The 15,237-nt window shown below is 68.6% G+C and carries 16 protein-coding genes; 11 read left to right on the top strand and 5 right to left on the bottom strand.

Going from position 1 to position 15,237, the window contains the following annotated elements; translation table 11 throughout:
• Positions 1-21 precede the first annotated feature (21 nt).
• Positions 22-1,176, bottom strand: a complete 1,155-nt coding sequence (locus tag ACFWA7_RS23625) for a hypothetical protein (RefSeq protein ID WP_385825014.1) — start codon at positions 1,174-1,176, stop codon at positions 22-24.
• A gap of 339 nt (positions 1,177-1,515) precedes the next feature.
• Between ACFWA7_RS23625 and ACFWA7_RS23620 the strand changes: the two genes are divergently transcribed.
• From ACFWA7_RS23620 to ACFWA7_RS23595, 6 genes are all read left to right on the top strand, one after another.
• Positions 1,516-1,899 carry a hypothetical protein gene (locus ACFWA7_RS23620; protein WP_385825012.1) on the top strand — a complete coding sequence of 128 codons (384 nt, stop codon included), beginning with the start codon at positions 1,516-1,518 and terminating at the stop codon, positions 1,897-1,899.
• A 107-nt stretch (positions 1,900-2,006) separates the two neighbouring features.
• Positions 2,007-2,696 (top strand): hypothetical protein, encoded by a 690-nt coding sequence (locus tag ACFWA7_RS23615; RefSeq protein WP_385825010.1) that lies wholly within the window; start codon positions 2,007-2,009, stop codon positions 2,694-2,696.
• Between the two features lie 4 nt (positions 2,697-2,700).
• The gene (locus ACFWA7_RS23610; RefSeq protein ID WP_385825008.1) at positions 2,701-3,033 is read left to right on the top strand and encodes a hypothetical protein; all 333 of its coding nucleotides are present in this window, start codon (positions 2,701-2,703) and stop codon (positions 3,031-3,033) included.
• Complete coding sequence (locus ACFWA7_RS23605; protein ID WP_385825006.1) at positions 3,030-4,376, top strand: hypothetical protein; 1,347 nt, start codon at positions 3,030-3,032, stop codon at positions 4,374-4,376. Before ACFWA7_RS23610 ends, ACFWA7_RS23605 begins: the two co-directional genes overlap by 4 nt.
• 5 nt (positions 4,377-4,381) lie before the next feature.
• On the top strand, positions 4,382-5,872 hold the full coding sequence (locus tag ACFWA7_RS23600; RefSeq protein WP_385825004.1) for an SCO6880 family protein: 1,491 nt from the start codon (positions 4,382-4,384) through the stop codon (positions 5,870-5,872).
• A gap of 6 nt (positions 5,873-5,878) precedes the next feature.
• The gene (locus ACFWA7_RS23595; RefSeq protein WP_385536874.1) at positions 5,879-7,237 is read left to right on the top strand and encodes a VirB4 family type IV secretion system protein; all 1,359 of its coding nucleotides are present in this window, start codon (positions 5,879-5,881) and stop codon (positions 7,235-7,237) included.
• A 5-nt stretch (positions 7,238-7,242) separates the two neighbouring features.
• On the opposite strand, the gene ACFWA7_RS23590 is transcribed toward ACFWA7_RS23595, so the two are convergent.
• Together ACFWA7_RS23590 and ACFWA7_RS23585 are read right to left on the bottom strand one after the other, a co-directional pair.
• Positions 7,243-8,079, bottom strand: a complete 837-nt coding sequence (locus tag ACFWA7_RS23590; RefSeq protein WP_385825002.1) for a hypothetical protein — start codon at positions 8,077-8,079, stop codon at positions 7,243-7,245.
• Between the two features lie 311 nt (positions 8,080-8,390).
• Positions 8,391-8,807, bottom strand: a complete 417-nt coding sequence (locus ACFWA7_RS23585) for a hypothetical protein (protein ID WP_385536880.1) — start codon at positions 8,805-8,807, stop codon at positions 8,391-8,393.
• A 291-nt stretch (positions 8,808-9,098) separates the two neighbouring features.
• Here ACFWA7_RS23585 and ACFWA7_RS23580 point away from each other — a divergent pair, with 291 nt between their 5' ends.
• The 5 genes from ACFWA7_RS23580 to ACFWA7_RS23560 all read left to right on the top strand — a co-directional run bounded on the left by ACFWA7_RS23580 (position 9,099) and on the right by ACFWA7_RS23560 (position 13,924).
• Positions 9,099-9,251, top strand: a complete 153-nt coding sequence (locus ACFWA7_RS23580) for a hypothetical protein (RefSeq protein ID WP_385536882.1) — start codon at positions 9,099-9,101, stop codon at positions 9,249-9,251.
• Between the two features lie 216 nt (positions 9,252-9,467).
• The gene (locus ACFWA7_RS23575) at positions 9,468-9,800 is read left to right on the top strand and encodes an SH3 domain-containing protein (protein WP_385536884.1); all 333 of its coding nucleotides are present in this window, start codon (positions 9,468-9,470) and stop codon (positions 9,798-9,800) included.
• 477 nt (positions 9,801-10,277) lie between these two features.
• Positions 10,278-12,110, top strand: a complete 1,833-nt coding sequence (locus ACFWA7_RS23570) for a type IV secretory system conjugative DNA transfer family protein (protein WP_385825000.1) — start codon at positions 10,278-10,280, stop codon at positions 12,108-12,110.
• The gene (locus ACFWA7_RS23565; RefSeq protein WP_385824998.1) at positions 12,103-12,378 is read left to right on the top strand and encodes a hypothetical protein; all 276 of its coding nucleotides are present in this window, start codon (positions 12,103-12,105) and stop codon (positions 12,376-12,378) included. Before ACFWA7_RS23570 ends, ACFWA7_RS23565 begins: the two co-directional genes overlap by 8 nt.
• 487 nt (positions 12,379-12,865) lie before the next feature.
• The gene (locus ACFWA7_RS23560; RefSeq protein ID WP_385824996.1) at positions 12,866-13,924 is read left to right on the top strand and encodes a hypothetical protein; all 1,059 of its coding nucleotides are present in this window, start codon (positions 12,866-12,868) and stop codon (positions 13,922-13,924) included.
• 66 nt (positions 13,925-13,990) lie between these two features.
• Here ACFWA7_RS23560 and ACFWA7_RS23555 read toward each other — a convergent pair whose 3' ends face one another.
• Entirely contained in the window at positions 13,991-14,557 is a 567-nt protein-coding gene (locus tag ACFWA7_RS23555) for a hypothetical protein (protein WP_385824994.1), read from the bottom strand.
• Between the two features lie 9 nt (positions 14,558-14,566).
• Positions 14,567-14,884 carry a hypothetical protein gene (locus tag ACFWA7_RS23550; protein ID WP_385824992.1) on the bottom strand — a complete coding sequence of 106 codons (318 nt, stop codon included), beginning with the start codon at positions 14,882-14,884 and terminating at the stop codon, positions 14,567-14,569.
• Positions 14,885-15,237 lie beyond the last annotated feature (353 nt).

The raw sequence follows: 15,237 nt of genomic DNA, 5'->3' as shown, positions 1-15,237 counted from the left end.
GTGGCCGGGGGCGGGGCGGGTTCAGATGGAGGGCTTTCCGGCTGCGTCGGGGAAGGCGGGTTCGGCCCAGCCGCGGTAGCGCAGCCGCCAGGCTCCGTTGGTGATTTCGTGGCGGGGCAGGATGTCGATGCGGCCGGAGCGTTTGACGTCGTTGGAGGCGACGAGGTTGTTGCCGAGGTAGAGCACGACGTGGCCGGCGCTGTCGTTGTTGGCGTAGAAGAGCAGGGCGCCGGGTGGTGGGGTGTTGGATCCGGCGTGGGCCAGGCCCGCGGAGACGAGGCGGTTCCAGTGTTCGTTGGCGGTGGCTGATCCGCTGCTGCCGTAGCCGTAGGCCTGGGCGACGAAGTTGTCGCAGCAGCGCCGCCATGTTCCCTCCGCGTTGCAGGTGTTGAGGGGCAGGGGAATGCCGGGGGCTTTGCGGGCGGCCTGGATGGCCTGGGTCGGGGTGCGGGGGGTGGCGTTGCGGAACTTCTGGGTGGGGGCGTCCTTGGTGGTGGTGCAGCCGTCGGTGGTGGAGGTGACGGCCTGCGTTCCCCAGGTCTTGGCGGCCAGCGCCCCGGCGGCTCCTTCCCACTTGGCGTAGGCGGTGGGGAAGCCGCTGCGCTGGACCGTCTGGGCCGCCTGGGTCAGGGGCAGGGTCTGCCAGTTGGTGACCTTGATGAGGTGGTCGTAGAAGGTGTTCGAGGCGTAGATGGGGTCGGTGACCTGGGCCTGGCTGCCCCAGCCTTGCGAGGGGCGCTGCTGGAAGAGGCCCGCGGAGTCGCGGTCACCGTCGTTGCGGTTGATGAGCGTTGACTCCTGCATAGCGGTGGCCAGGGCGATGACGGCGGCGCGCGGGGCGAGGTGGCGGCTGCGCGCCACGTTGGTGATCACCGAGGCGTTGCGTTCCTGGGTGCTGCTCCAGGTGGGGTGGTTCTGGGGGCCTTGGGGGCGCAGCGGCACGGTGACGCGGGGCGTACTGCTGTCCTTTGTCTGGCCCTCGAATTTCACTTTGGGTCCCTGTGGGCCGCTGCCTTGTGTGCCGTCGCCGACGGGCTGCAGGGGGGTGTCGCAGGTCTGGGTGTTGGCGGCGGACTGGGTGCCGGACAGGACGGCCTGCAGGGCCAGGCTGAGCAGGAGTACGAGGCCGGCCAGCAGCGCCGTGATGATCATTGCTATGCGCCGCAGAACGGCCACGGTGTTTCCTCCGGTGCGAGCCGTCCGTAGGTGATTTGCCCGCCGTACGGGAAACAGGAAAGTCGCTTCCCGTCGGGCGGGAAATGTGTTTCCTCGCTGCGCGCGGGGCGCGACATTCGGGGCTGGCGTACCTACGGTTCTGACCTGCGAAAGGGATCAGAATCGACCGTCACCGGGAAAGAAGCGTAATCCATGAGAGGGCGCGCAGGGAAACGGCTTTGAGGATATTCAGGCAGGCTGCGGGCGCGGTTTCTGCCGGGCGGCAAGCGGTGGTTCGCCGTGTTTTCACTGCGCTGTCTTCGGTGGGTATACCGGTGGGCTACCCCGGAGGGGACGGAGATGTTCGCGTTTGTTCGCGGCGTGACAGTCATGGCCGCCGGCGATGACGGCAAAGAGCAAGGGGGAAAGGGAGGGAAGGGCGGTAAGGGCGCTGGTTCCATCGATGGCCTGCTCAACGGGATCACGCCGGACTGGGGGCCTTTCGGGGCACTTCAGACGCCCGCTCAGCAGGTGCTCGGTGCGGTGATGGCCGGGGTCGTTCTTTTCCTTCTGGGGACGGCGGTCGTGGGTGCGATGCACATCAAGGTGGGGAATGCGCAGGCGAACACGATGGAGACGAAGAAGGGGCAGACCCAGGTGGCCAGTGCGCTGGTCGGTCTTTTCTGTGTTGCCGCGATGGTGACGATCTTCACGATTGTTTACGGGATGGGGGGCACCGTCTGATGAAACCGACAGGCGCACGGCGGGGAACCCGGTCGCTGCTCCCGGAGGCAGAGGTATCGCGGTCGCCCGGTGAGCCCTCGCCCTGGCGGCGGGTGAAGGTGGCCGCTGTGGCGTTCGCTCTGATCCTGGTGATCGGCATCGTGCTGGCCAATGTCACCGGAGGCAGTCGTTCGCCCGGTTCTGCCGCGCCGTCAGGGGGCTCTCCCAGCGCGGCTGCCTCGCCCGGCGGGAGCGGTGGCGGGGTGAAGGCGGGCGGGGTGGCCAGCGGGGTCCCGGTGGGGTATCCGCGCACCCGGGAGGGTGTGACGGCGGCAGCGGTGAATTACGAGGTGGCCCGCTCCAGCCCTTCCTATGTCACCAACCAGTCGTTTCGGCATTCGGTGCTCGCGGTGATGATGGCGAGCGATTCGCTGGCCGGTCAGCAGCAGGTGGATGACCGCGATGCCATCAAGCTCACCTCTGCCCTGGGAAGCGGCAAGGACAGCTCTTCTCGCCTGATCCTGCGGGCGGCTGCGCTGGGAACGCAGGTGGGCAGCTATTCGCCTGAGGTCGCCACGGTGAGGGTGTGGATGAGTGAACTGGTCGGGATGACCAGTTCTGATTCTCCCGTGCCGGTGTCCGCTAATTGGAGCACGTATGCGCTGACCCTCCAGTGGCAGCACGGCGACTGGAAGATATCCGATATTTCGCAGAGTGCCGGTCCGACGCCGCTCCAGACGTCCGACAGGCTTCCCGACTCCGTGGGAACGTTCCGGAAGATGGATGAGGATTTCCATGCACCTCCGTATGTCGGCTGACCGCGTGACGTCCGTCATCCGTGCTGTCCTGGCGGCATTCTTCATCGTCGCGGCGCTCGCCGTCCCACAGGCTGCGCCGCGTGCGTACGCGACCGATGTCCCCCTGCCCGATCTCTGCGATCTGCCGGGGTGCGGGATTCTCAAGAAGGGCCTCGAGAAGGGGTTCGGGCTGTCCTACGACGCCAACAAGCCGCTCATCGACACGGCCGGAAAGGCCGTCGAAGCCGGGAAAACCGCCTATGACCTGGCGAGTGACCCGATGGGGTATTTCTCGGAAAAGTTCGCCCAGACCAGCGGAAAGCTCATCCAGGAGCTGGGGGGTGAGCTCGGCAAATGACGTCCCTGGCCGTTAATTACGGCACGGAGATCGACTGGGGAAATCCGGGGTTCATCGAGGTCTATGCGTATGCGTTCGGTGTGTCCACGATCCTGACCGTGCTGCTGTGGCTGTTCGCGGTGGCCAAACGCGCAGCCCAGGGGGTGCCGTTCCCGCAGGCGCTGGGCGAGTCGATCGGCTACCTGCTGCTGTCGGTCATGGTGTCCGCGTTCGCCCCCGCCGCAGTCGCCTACACGGTCCAGCTCATGGACGGCGCGGCCGAAGCGATGCTGTCCTCGCAGACCGTCAAACTCGCCGTGCTGGGCACGCTGGTCGTCGGCTGCCTGCTGGCCCTGGCGGGCACCGGCATCGGTGCCCCGCTGGCGCTCATCATCGGCTTCCTGCTGATCGTGATCCTGCTGGGCATCTGGCTGCTCCTTGTCGTGCGCAACGCGCTGATCCTGTGCGGTCTGGTCTTCGGGCCGACCGTGTTCTCCGGGCTGGTCAACAAGGACCTGTGGCAGCACACACGCAAGTGGGTCGGCGTCATGGTCGCGATCATCGCGGTCAAGTACGTCGTCTACACCGTGCTGGCGCTGGCCATCGCGCTGACCGAGGGCCTTCCCCACAACGTCGGCGACCTGAGCTTCGGGCAGGCCCTGGGCACCCTCATGATGATCTCCGCGCTGTTCTGGATCGCTCTTCTCGCACCGTTCCAGATCGGGAAGTTCGTGCCGATCCTCGGCGACGAGCTCCAGGCGACCCTCAGTGCCCGCTCCTCCCTCTTCGACCAGGCCAAGTCGGCCTATGAGCAAGGCAGCTCCGCGTACGGGAATTTCAAGGAGCTGGACAACCCCCGCCTGAGCGGAGCTGGATCTGACGGCGCGGGTGAGGGCGGCGACAGCCCCCGCAGCGGCGACGGGGGCGGCGATACGCCGCCTGCGGACGGCTCTTCGACCGGAGCGCAGGCGGCATCGGGTCAGCGGCCCGAGGACTTCGAGGCGGATGCCTTCGAGCACGAGCAGCAGACGTCGACCGCCGACACAGACCCGGGGGCCAGCGACGGCGACGCGGGGGCTGGCGACAGCGACGCGGAGCAGGCCCCTGCAACCGAAGGATCTCCTGCCGCGATCGAGGAGGGGCACAACTCGGCGCTCTCCTCTGCCGAGCCGCCCGGACGTCACGAGGCGGTGGAACCGCCCTTGCCGACGGCGGCCGCCGGGGCCGCGCCCCCTGCGTCTGCCCCGGCAGCGGGCGGGGCCAGCCCGTACAGCGCCGCGGAGGGTGCGGTGGTGCCCGATCCGGTGCCCGTTACAGCGCCCGCCTTCGCACTCGACGACTACTTCGACATCGGCAAGGAGTGATGGCGGTGGCTCGCACATTCCGCTTCCCCCGGCCCCGCCCTAGGGGCCTGCTCGGCCGGCGCCTGGAGGGCGACGAACAGCTCGTCCTGGGCGTCGGCGCCGCAACATCCCTGCTCACCCTCGCGGTCGTCCCGGGTGCCCTGTTCAAGCTCACCCTGTTCGTGTGCGTGGTCGCCGGGTGTGCGGGAGCGGTGTTCGTGCCCTTTCAGGGCCGCACCTATCTGCGCTGGTGGGAGATACGCCGCTCGTATCGCAAGCTGCTGCGCAACGGGGCGTTGCTGTACCGCTCGGATGCGCCGCTGGCCGGGCGGACCCTGGCCGGGGCCGCGGTGCCCGTCGAGGTCCCCGCCGGTGTGCCGCAGCAGATGCAGTGGTTCAAGGCCCGCACCGCGTACGGCGATGTGGCGATCCTGCTGCAGCCGTCCCAGGGCCTGTTCACCGCAGTGATCGAGGTCGAGGGGCAGAAGAGCTTCGGCGGCCTGGACGTTGCCGACCAGGAGGCGCTGGTCGCCTCCTGGGAGGCGCTGCTGCGCCAGACCGCGGATGCCGGCGGGCGCATCAGCCGGCTGCAGTGGCTGGCGCGGATCGTGCCGGTGGATCCCAACGCCCATGCCCGTGACGCCCAGTTGCGCCGCGACCCGCAGGCCCCCAGGTGGCTGCAGGACTCCTACGAGCAGCTGCTGAACAAGGTGGCCATCAGTGCCGAGGACCGCCGCCTCTTCCTGGTGGTCGGCATCCGCTACAGCCAGGACCTGGTGAGCGAGGCGCTGCAGTACCCCAGCCTCTACCAGGGCTACGGCGTGGTGCTGGGTAAGGAGATCGAGGGTTTCATCCGCAATCTCGCCACCGCTCAGCTGCGGTGGGTGCGCAGCCTGGATGAGGCGGCGCTGGCCTCGCTGCTGCACCACTGCTATGCGCCGGATCACTGGCTCGATGACCGGCGCGGCATGGACCGTGCCACGTGCTGGCCGGCCGAGATGGACGCGCGCGACGTGCAGGTGATGACGGCGCGGGGGTGGGAGGGCGGCACGCCGTGGATGCACGCCACCGCGTGGATCAAGCGGTTTCCGGTGCTGTCGGTCCGCTTGAACTTCCTGGCTCCTCTTCTGCTGTTCGTTCCCGAGGTGATCTGCACCGTCAGTGTCACGATGGACCTGGTCCCCTCCGACCGGGCGATCCAGGAAGCCATCGCGGATGCCACCAACGAGCTCGGCCAGGCGGACACCAAGCCCGGCAAGATAACCGATCCGCGTGAGCGCCGTGACCGCAATGCCGCGACCTCCACGATGGAGGAGGTCGCGGCGGGCGCGGCGGGGGTGCGCCTGACGGGGTGGGTGACCGTCTCGGCCCGCGACCGCCAGGCCCTGCAGCGCGACCAGGGCACGGTGCGGGCCGCGGCGAACAAGAGCTACCTCGCCCTGGAATGGTGCGACCGCGAACATTTCAGGGCGTTCGCCAACACCCTGCCGCTGGCCTGCGGCCTTCTGGCGCGGTGAGGGAACGTGTTCGAACTCCTGCGGCCCCAGAGCCAGACCCTGCGCCGCCCGCTGCGCACCAGCACCGCCCAGGCCTGCGGCCTCTACCCGGCGGTCGGCTCGCCCAGCTCGGACCCGCGCGGCGTCATCATCGGCCGCGAGGTCTACAGCGGCAAAGCCTTCATCTACGACCCGTTCGTGCTCTACAACCCCGATGCCCGCGAGCGCCTCGCCAGCGGGCACGTCATGGTCCTGGGCAAGAGCGGCCACGGCAAATCCGCGCTCGAAAAATGCTACGTGCTGCGCCAGCTGCGCTACCGCGAGCGGGCGTTCGTCGTCCTGGACGCCCAGGGGGAGGACGGATTCGGGGAGTGGGACGCCATCGCCCGGGCGGTGGGCGTCAAACCCATCCGACCGGTCTATGGCGGACACGGAGAGGGCGTGCGCCTCAATCCGCTCGATGCCCGCATCCCCGCCGCGCACCAGTTCGCCGTGCTGTGCGGCATGGTCGAGATCATCGGCGGCCCCCCGTCAGCGGAGACCCGCTTCGTGCTGTCCGTCGCCCACCGCGCAGCGCTGGAACGCGCAGGCCGTGAGAACCGCAGCGCGGTCCTCAGCGACATCCACGACGCACTGACCCGGCCGGGGCCCGCCGCACTGGGCCAGCGCGAGGTCAGCGAGGAGCAGATGCTGCGCTGGGGTCAGCCCGCCTCCCTGGCCCTGGACCAGCTGTGCGCCACGGACCGCGAGCTGGCCGGGCTCTTCAACGGAGACACCACCGCGGACATCGACCTCGACGCGAAGCTGATCGTCTTCGATCTCAGCGCCCTGCCCCGCGAGGGGCAGGCGATGCCGCTGCTGATGAGCGTCATCGGGCCGTGGCTGCGGTGGGGATGGATCAAACCGGACGACAACGTCAAACGCACCCTCATCTGCGAAGAAGCCTGGCACATCCTCTCCCACCGGCCCGTGGCCCGCCTGTTCGAGGAGTTCCTGCGGTTCGGCCGCCGGCTGGGGCTGTCGTTCTGGGCGATCCTCCACCACCTCGACGACTCACGTCTGGCCGAGGCCCCCGAGGCCGAAACCATCCTCAAGCTGACCGCCACCCGCGTCTTCTACCACATGGACCGGCACGAAGCCGACGTCGTGGGCGCCTACTTCCAGCTTCCCGACGGAGCCCGCGAGGCCATCGCCGACGGTGCCAGCAGGTGCGCCCCGGGCAAGGCCGTATGGCAGGTCGGCCAGCGGGTCCAGCTGGTCGAGCACATCCGCAGCCGCACCGAGATCGCACTGACCAACACCAACGCGAAGATGACCGAGAAGGTCCGGGAGTTCGCGTCTTCTGCGCCCCTGATTCCCATGAACCCACGGATGGGGTCCCGTTGAACAGGCTATCCCGTCCCGGGGTTGCTGGAACCCTCGACACGGTTCTCGGTCAGCTCGGCGTGCTCAAGTGTGTTCGCATAGCGAAGGCCGGCTTCGATCGAGAGTCCGAACAGGTCGCAGAGACGGCGTACATCACCTCCGGTCGCGTAGATCTCCTGGAGGATGCGGTCCTCACGCAGGGCCTGCGGCCGCAGCTCTGCCTTGAACCAGGGGAAGTTCCGGCTCGCTGGGGTGAGCCGGTGGGCCGTTCGGCGATTGATGAACAGATGCGGGTTGAGGGTGTTCGGCCATGTCCCGGCCCGGTGATCGAGGTAGGCACGAAGCCGCGTACGGACCGGACCAGCCAGCGGAATGACGCGGTCGTCCAGGTAAAGCCTTCCGTCACGTACGTCGGTCAGCAGGAGGCCCTGCACCTGGGGTCCAGTCAGGGCGTGAAAAGCCACCATGGACACTGCGCAAGCGCACGCCGGGTCAGGCGAGTTGAGCGCCCTGCGGATGGCGTCCGTGTCGAGCGGCAAGGGGATGGATGCGGCGACGGGCGTGAGCTTCACTCCGCGCGTCGGATCCAGAAACACATGCTTGCGGGCTTTGAGGATCCGAAAGACCGACCGGAATCCTTGCTCGGCGAAGCTCCGGTGGGCGCCGCGATCCGGCAGGCCCGCAAGGTACTCGTCCTTGGTGATCTCCGCCAGGGATTCGTGCCCTGCAGCGGCCCAGGATTGCAGGACCGACGTCATGGCAAGGGCGTACTGGTCGACGATCTCCTGCTCGAAGTCCTCGAGCTCCAGCTGGGTCAGAGTCCCCCGCGGGGAGGAGAGGTTGCGCACCACGGCCAGGGTCATGAGCGCCTCGGTTCAGGGATCCACCGCATACGTCTGGGATACCGACCGAACGTCAGGAATCCCGACGGAACAGCAGAATTTTCACCCCACCGGGTGAACCCCCCTTGGCCTGCTCTGCCAGGTCAAACAGTCCCCAGAAACTCACCGGAACACAAGGTCATAGAGACAAAAAGTCGTGGGTTCACTCCAGCTGAAGCTCCCTTGATCCCCATACACCCAAGGGCGATGGGCCGATGACGACCGTCACCCAAGGGCCGGTCCGGCCAAGCCGAGGCGCGACAGGTGAACCACACCCCCGCCCTCGGGATACCTCATGCCGGTCCCTCGTCGACGACAGCGCCATCGGCGAGCCGGCGTATCCGCTCCTGTTCCGCGCTCTCTTCACTGGCGCAGTAGTGCCGCACTTGGTTCCACCAGCGGTCGTGATCGAAACCGTCGCAGTTGTTGAAGGGATGGGCGGTGCTTCGCAACCGCTGCCACTCACGCACGATCCCGGCCCGCTGCCACGGATCGGGCCGCTCCAGCCGGAGGAGAGTGTGCAGGAACCCGGCCGAGTCACTGACCAAGATGAGCAGGGACCGTATCGCGAAGGAGGTCTCGCCCGTCTCGCCCCCGTCCTCGTATACCCGCCCCAGGTGTGTGTTGAGGAACGCTTCCAGAGCGATGACGTCTTCGCGCGTGAGGTCGCCGGCATAGCTGAGGGTGCGCTCGGACTGCGGGCTTGTCATGTGGGTGGGTCCTCCCGTTGGAATGAGGTCAACTGGGCTGGCCTTCTCCGACCCAAGATCTCAATGATGCGCACCGGGGGCCACCGGGTTGTCGATGCGGCCGCCGGTCAGGCCGGGATTCCCGACGCAAGGACGGATCCTTCCTCCCGTCGTGTGAACCCCCGCCGACCTGCACCTGCAGGTCACCTCAACGTGCCCGCGGCAATCGAACCCGCGGGAGCAGAGACAAAGGCCCACAGGGTGACCGCAGTCCGCGCCCATCATCCCCGTGAACCGACGGGCGGCGGGCCGATGACGCGCCCCATCCTCGGCCCTGCAGCGCGCTGGTGCATCACCGCGGCGACGACCAGCGCCCTGCCCGGCCCGCCCCGCGTCGGTGTCCTCGACTGGCCGGAGCGGATTCTGCTCGGCGTGCGCGGCCCGCCGGCCCCACGCCTGCCGTAGTGCGGTCATGCCCTGCCTCGCATCGGGCTCCACAACAACAAGGTCTCGCGATGCCGCACACCCAAAGACGCCCTATTTACGGCTTATCAACCAGAAGGCGACCTGCCCTTTCTGGCTGCCGCGCCACGGGCCACGGCAGGCCCGCACCATCCGCCCGTCCCTCCCGGCGGGCTCGACCCGGCCAGGAACCCTGGCCGCGACAACCTGGAGAAACTGATGATCATAGGTGCACGCACCACCATCACGGTGGCCCTCACAACGGCGCTCATCGGCACGGCGGCCATCACCGCGACCTCCGCGAGCGCCTCGGACAGCAACAGGTGCTACATCACGGCGAGCGCCGCCAACGTCCGCTCCCGCCCCACCACGCACTCCACCGCCGTCGGCGTCGCCTACCGCGGGTGGACATGCGACGCCATCGACACCACCCCCTACAGCACGTGGGCCAAGGTGCGCATCCGGCGGACCGGTGTCGTGGGCTGGGTGCGCGACGACCTCGTGCACACCCCCGGTGAAGGCGTCCCCACCTGCATCCCCGAGTACTGCTGAGAAACCGCGCCTGGCGCCGCGGCCCCGGTCACAGAACCCCCACCGCTTCGACCGGGGCCGCAGGCGCCTCCTCTGCCGGCCGACTGTCGTGCCCGCCACGGGTCAGGGCCCCATCAGTCCGGCTGCAGGGCGCCCCGTCGCCCCCCACGGCCCCTGCCCCGCACCGCCGCCGGCCCGGCCGTGCACGCGCCGATGACCGCCTTTCTACCCCGTTACCCCCGGGAGTCTCCCAATGCCCCTCGCCACCCGATGCGGGCCGCCGCCCGCCCCCGCCGGGCAGAAATCACCGCGCGCCGAGTTCCTGCCGCAGCACGCTGGCCAGGTCGCCGCACACCCTGCCCGGCGAGCAGCTCAAGCCCCTCCCCCGCCCACACGTGACGCTCGCCGCCTGCCGGTGACCCTTCATCCGACTGCGGCGCTCAGCGCGCGGCCGAGCCTGAAATACCCTGCCCCGGCCGCACAGTTCGGCGAGTACTCATGGCGAAGGTAGTCTCGCCGCACTCGGCCAGAGGCCTGCACCTGCACCGGGATGCCTGGTGGATGGCTCTGCTGGCCGCGTTCATGGCTTTCATGCTCTGGGCATGGCTGGCCGCCGTCGTCTCCGGGCTGCTGGCGCACGGGGCTTTCGCCCCGGTGACCTGGACCCAGACCTCGGCCGCCGTCACCCGCTTGCTCGCGCACCCCGGCGATCCCGCGGCCGCGTTCGGCAGCAACTCGGGTGTGGGCGGCCCCATTTCCTTCTACGGCCTCATCGCCGCCCAGGCCATCACCTGCGCGTGGGCGGCGCGCACCGGGTGGACGCGGTGGCGTGATGAAGGCAGCGACGGACTGGCCACCGCACGCCAGCTCCAGGAAGCCATGGGAGAAGCCATTGCCCTGTCCCGCCTGCCCGTCCTGCGGCCCAGCCTCGCCGCACCAGCCGCCCAGGGCGCAGCCGGGCCGGTTCACCTCAACAAGAGCTCACCCGTACAGAAGGACCCCACCGGCCCCACGGTGCGTGACGTCGCGGTGTTCGCCGGGACCGCCGTTCCCAGTGGCGTGGAGCTCTATGTCCCCTTCGAGGAGACCGTCCTGCTCATCGCCCCGCCCCGCGAAGGAAAGACAAGCCAGCTGATCATCCCGTGGATTCTGGACTTTCCCGGCCCTGTCCTTGCCACCTCGTCCAAGGTCGACGTGCTGTACGCCGCGGCCAAGGCCCGAAAGGCCCTCGGTCCGGTGCTGGCCCTGGACCCGACCGGGCTGTCGGGCTGGCCCACCCAGGTGCAGTGGTCCTTGTGTGACGGGTGCGAGGACTTCACCATCGCGCGCAAACGGGCGGAGACCCTGGCCAGCACCACCAAGAGCGAGGAGGGGACGAAGAACGGCGGGTACTTCGTCTTGAACGCCCAAATGCTGATCACCTGCTGGCTGCACGCCGCAGCCCTGGACCAGCGTCCCGCGCTGGACATCATGCGCTGGGCCACCTCCCCCAGCGAGCGTGAGGCCGTCACCATCCTCGCCAGACACGGACGCCACGAACTCTCGCGGGCCCTGTCCGCCCAGCACTCGGCCGCACCCGAGGAACGCAGCGCCTCCTGGCGCACCGCCGAGCAGTCCTTCCTCGCCATGTACGACGCCAACGTCGCGAAGATCTTCGGGGGTTCCGCCGGCGACGACGCCAACTTCAGCATCGAGGAATGGATCACCAAGGGCGGGACCGTGTTCCTGATCGGCGAAGAGGAGGAGGGATCGGCCCTCGCCCCGATTATGGCCGCGTTCTCCCGGGCGATCCTCGACACCGGCAAACGCCTGGCCGCCCGCATGCCCAACGGCCGCCTCGACCCGCCGCTGGGCATCCTCGGCGACGAGATCGCCAACGTGGCACCCCTCCCCCAGATCCCCTCCCTGATGTCCGTCTCCGGCAGCCAGAACATCTTCATGTGTGCCGTCCTGCAGAACCTGGCCCAGGCCCAGGAGCGGGGCGAGATCGGGGTCCGCAAGATGTGCGCGGCGGCAACCGTGAAAATCATTCTGGGCGGTATCAGCGACGAGCAGGCACTCAAAACGTACTCGGCTCTCGCCGGGGAATTCGAAGAAGACACCGAGAGCATCTCCGACGACGGCGAACGGTACTCGGTGTCGGTCTCCACCCGGCGCCGCGCCGTCCTGGAACCGGCCGACATCCGCATGCTCGCGGAGCGCAAAGGGCTCGTCATCCACCGGCGCACCCCCGTCACCAGAGTCAGGTTCACCCGCATCCACGAGGGCGCCCGCGCCCAGGAAATCGCCGCCGCCACCCAGGAAGCCCTGCGGGAGGCCAACGGTGCCTGACCCCCTCGATCCCCTCTTCAAAGCCCTGCAGAAGATCAACGAGGAGCTCGATGACCACCACAACCGTCTCATCCGCATCGAAGGCCAACAGCCCGGTGGAGGCAGTGGCGACGACCCCGGCAGCCCTCGCATCCCGGGCGCGCCCATCATCTGGCGCCAGCTCGAAGCCGCCGAATGCGCAGACCTGTGGGTCGAGTTCACCACCTGGGTCATCGACCTGGCCGACCGCTTCGAACTCACCGCCGACCAGCTTCCCCGCGAGTGCTGATGGAAGCACGGCGGAGTCGTCGAAGAGCTCAGCGCGCTGTGGACCTCGCACCGTTCGGCCTTCGACATCAAGGATGACTCCGGCGCCTCGGTCTATCTGTGGCACGACGCCTTCGCCCGCGCCCTGGAACGCATCTCACGGTCCTGGCTCGGCGAGTGCACCAACGGATACCACCAGCCCCGCAGCCGCGAACGCTGGGGCACCGACGCGAAATTCAGAGCCGACATCCTTGCCGCAGGCCCCCCGGGAGTATCAGCGGCCGGGTTCACCGAATGAGCAGACGCACCCCGACCGGCCCAGAGCGCCCATCGCCTGCGCCGGCCGGCCCCTGCGCAGGCGAAGGCGCTCACAAAGCGCACCCCTACCAGACCAAGGACGGGTACATGCGCCTCAATAGTCACCGGCGGGCACCAGCATCCGGCGGGGCAGAGCCGCTCCGGGCCACCAGAACCAGGGAGTGGGAGAGGGAGCGGGAGCAGATAGGGAGATGCTGCCCACCGCTGCGTCGAACCGGGGGCTGAGGGCGGCCCTGTCGGTGGTCGCAGCTCTCGCGGTGCTCGCGCTGGTCGCCGTCGCGGTCATCGGCCTTCAGCGCGGTGATGACGGCAAGCCGCACCACGGTGCAGCGCCCGCCCCGGGGCGGGTGTCCCTGGCCAAAGCGGACCTTGCCCGGCTTGTTGCCGACCACGCCGCAGCCCTGCGCGCCCGGGACGAGGTGGCCTTCCTGGCGCCCTTCAGCGCCCAGGCGAAGGACGGGCAGCGCCGTACGTACCGCAATCTGCGGAAAGTTCCGTTCAAGGAGACGGGATTCGAGATCCGGCGGACCAGCGGGCGGCTGGAAAACAGCTTCGGCGGCGGGGTGAAGGTCGACGTCGATGTCGCCTTCGTTCACCAGCTCGACGGCGTGGACGCCAGCCCGGTCCAAGAAGGCTACCGGTGGACGGTGGAGCAGAACAGCGCCACGGACCGCCCCGTCGTTACCGCGGTCGCCGGGATGCCCTACAGCAAGCTCCGCTCTGATGACGCCGACCACTTCGTCGCCTACCCCGCCCCCTGGGACCTGCATCCCGACCTACGTGTCACCCGCACCGCGCACGTCATGCTGATGAACAGCGCCGAGCATGAGGGTGCCGCCCGCACCGCTGCCCCGCGGCTCGAGCAGGCAGCCCAGCACCTGCTGAACACCTGGCGCAGTAACGGGCCCCAGGGCCCGGGCCAGGCTGTGGCGCCGGGGTTCGCTCTCACCCTGGAGCCCGACGCCTCCAAGTTCGCCACCCTCTACGGCCTGGGCGGGCAGGCAGGTGGGGAGACGGGCGTCGCCATCGGCATGCAGCGCCCCCACGCCCTGGACCATCCCTTCGGCGGGTCCCGGCTCCTGGTGAAGGACCCGGCCGTCCGCGTCGGCGCCCACGAGATGACCCACGCCATGCTCGTGCCTCTCACCGGCCAGATCGCGGTGATCGCGGTGGCCGACACCCAGTCCTGGGTCGTCGAGGGGGTGGCCGAGTATCTGGCGGGCGGTGCACTCGATGACCGCGGCGGGTGACCACCACACCGATGGTGTCCGTCAAAGCGGAACAAACTCACCCTCCCGGTCCGTGTTCGGGGGCGCTTACTTGCCCGCCAGGCCCAGGTTGATCCCGTCACGCAGGTTGGACGGTGCTTGGGCCAGATCACTTCCGTACCGCACGCACAGCGACCGGGGCTTCGCCGCCTGCGGGTTGCTGGAGCAGTTCGCCTTCTGGTAGCCGCTGAAGGCGCTGATCGTGACCTGTGCCTGTTCCCGCAAGGTGTGGAAGCCCTTGCTTCCTTCGATCTCCTTGAGGGCCGCGAGGGCGATGGACTGGAGCGACTCTCCTGCCTTGCGGCAGGTGTCGGTGAACAGTCTCTTGGCGGCGGGCGTGCAGGGAGAGTTGGTGCCCTCGCCGTACCGGGTGAAATAGCTGTCGAGCTGCTGGCTAATGGTGCTCTGGACCTGCTCCGCCTTCTTGCCCGCCTCGGAGATGGGCGTATCTGCGGTGCCGCCGGGCGGGTCAGTGGGACGCGCCGCTGAAGAGGCCGAGGGGCGCGGCGAGGATGTCTCGCAGCCGGTGACGGCCAGCGCCATCAACGAGAGAGCGATCGCGGTGACGGCGGGGCGCGCTTGGGGTATGCGCCGTGGGAACACGGTCTCTTTCACCTGTCTCTTTCACCTGCCGGACTGGTGCACCATGGCGAGCTGACGCGAAGCGCGGTCTACGAGTTCACCGAACGGCTTGCTGTCTGTGGAAAGGACCTTACTGTTCCGCGCGACGAGCTGCCGCTGGATCCTTGATTCGACAGTGAACCATGTGCCCACCCGGTTCGAGGAGTCCTTGCACCGCACGTCCGTCTGGGCCGTCGCGATCTCGGCGCGGGTCGGCGAAGAGCCCTGAATCGTGCCGAACGGGTCGAGCGGCGTCTTGTAGGTGGAGCCGCTGCGTGCCATACAGGCGGTGAGGAGCGGGCATCCGGGCGGAAGATCCATGCGGCTGAGTGCGAGTAGGTACGACTGCGTCACCCCGGGACTGCCCACCCACCGCGCGTGGCAACGAGACAACAACGGCGCACCGGCCCCGCGGAGTTGGAGGCGCAGGGTCCCACTGCTGTCTCCCGCAGGGCCGGTGCGTTGTACACGTACCCGGTGTGATGCCCCCTATACACCCAAACCCCTCCCCCGTCTTTCGTGGGGAAGGTACCCGTCCGTCGCGGGGAAGGTATCCGCGCGCATGACGTGGGGGCCCGCCGGCCCCCGCCCGGGCCCCCCCGAAACACCCGGCGGAAACCCCGGGCCCACCCCGCGGGGGAACCCCCCAACACCCGGGACAACCGCCCCCCCCG

Source organism: Streptomyces sp. NPDC059994, from assembly GCF_042737755.1.
Lineage (GTDB): Bacteria > Actinomycetota > Actinomycetes > Streptomycetales > Streptomycetaceae > Streptomyces.
The sequence above is the reverse complement of the archived record's forward strand: the minus strand, read 5'-3'. Positions and strand labels throughout refer to the sequence as shown.

Excerpts from the sequence above, each read along its gene's own strand:
- ACFWA7_RS23585 (WP_385536880.1), bottom strand. The coding sequence starts at position 8,807 with ATGACAAGCCCGCAGTCCGAGCGCACCCTCAGCTATGCCGGCGACCTC.
- ACFWA7_RS23560 (WP_385824996.1), top strand. The coding sequence starts at position 12,866 with ATGCTGCCCACCGCTGCGTCGAACCGGGGGCTGAGGGCGGCCCTGTCG.
- ACFWA7_RS23580 (WP_385536882.1), top strand. The coding sequence starts at position 9,099 with ATGACGCGCCCCATCCTCGGCCCTGCAGCGCGCTGGTGCATCACCGCG.
- ACFWA7_RS23550 (WP_385824992.1), bottom strand. The coding sequence starts at position 14,884 with ATGGATCTTCCGCCCGGATGCCCGCTCCTCACCGCCTGTATGGCACGC.
- ACFWA7_RS23605 (WP_385825006.1), top strand. The coding sequence starts at position 3,030 with ATGACGTCCCTGGCCGTTAATTACGGCACGGAGATCGACTGGGGAAAT.
- ACFWA7_RS23620 (WP_385825012.1), top strand. The coding sequence starts at position 1,516 with ATGTTCGCGTTTGTTCGCGGCGTGACAGTCATGGCCGCCGGCGATGAC.
- ACFWA7_RS23570 (WP_385825000.1), top strand. The coding sequence starts at position 10,278 with ATGGCGAAGGTAGTCTCGCCGCACTCGGCCAGAGGCCTGCACCTGCAC.
- ACFWA7_RS23575 (WP_385536884.1), top strand. The coding sequence starts at position 9,468 with ATGATCATAGGTGCACGCACCACCATCACGGTGGCCCTCACAACGGCG.
- ACFWA7_RS23590 (WP_385825002.1), bottom strand. The coding sequence starts at position 8,079 with ATGACCCTGGCCGTGGTGCGCAACCTCTCCTCCCCGCGGGGGACTCTG.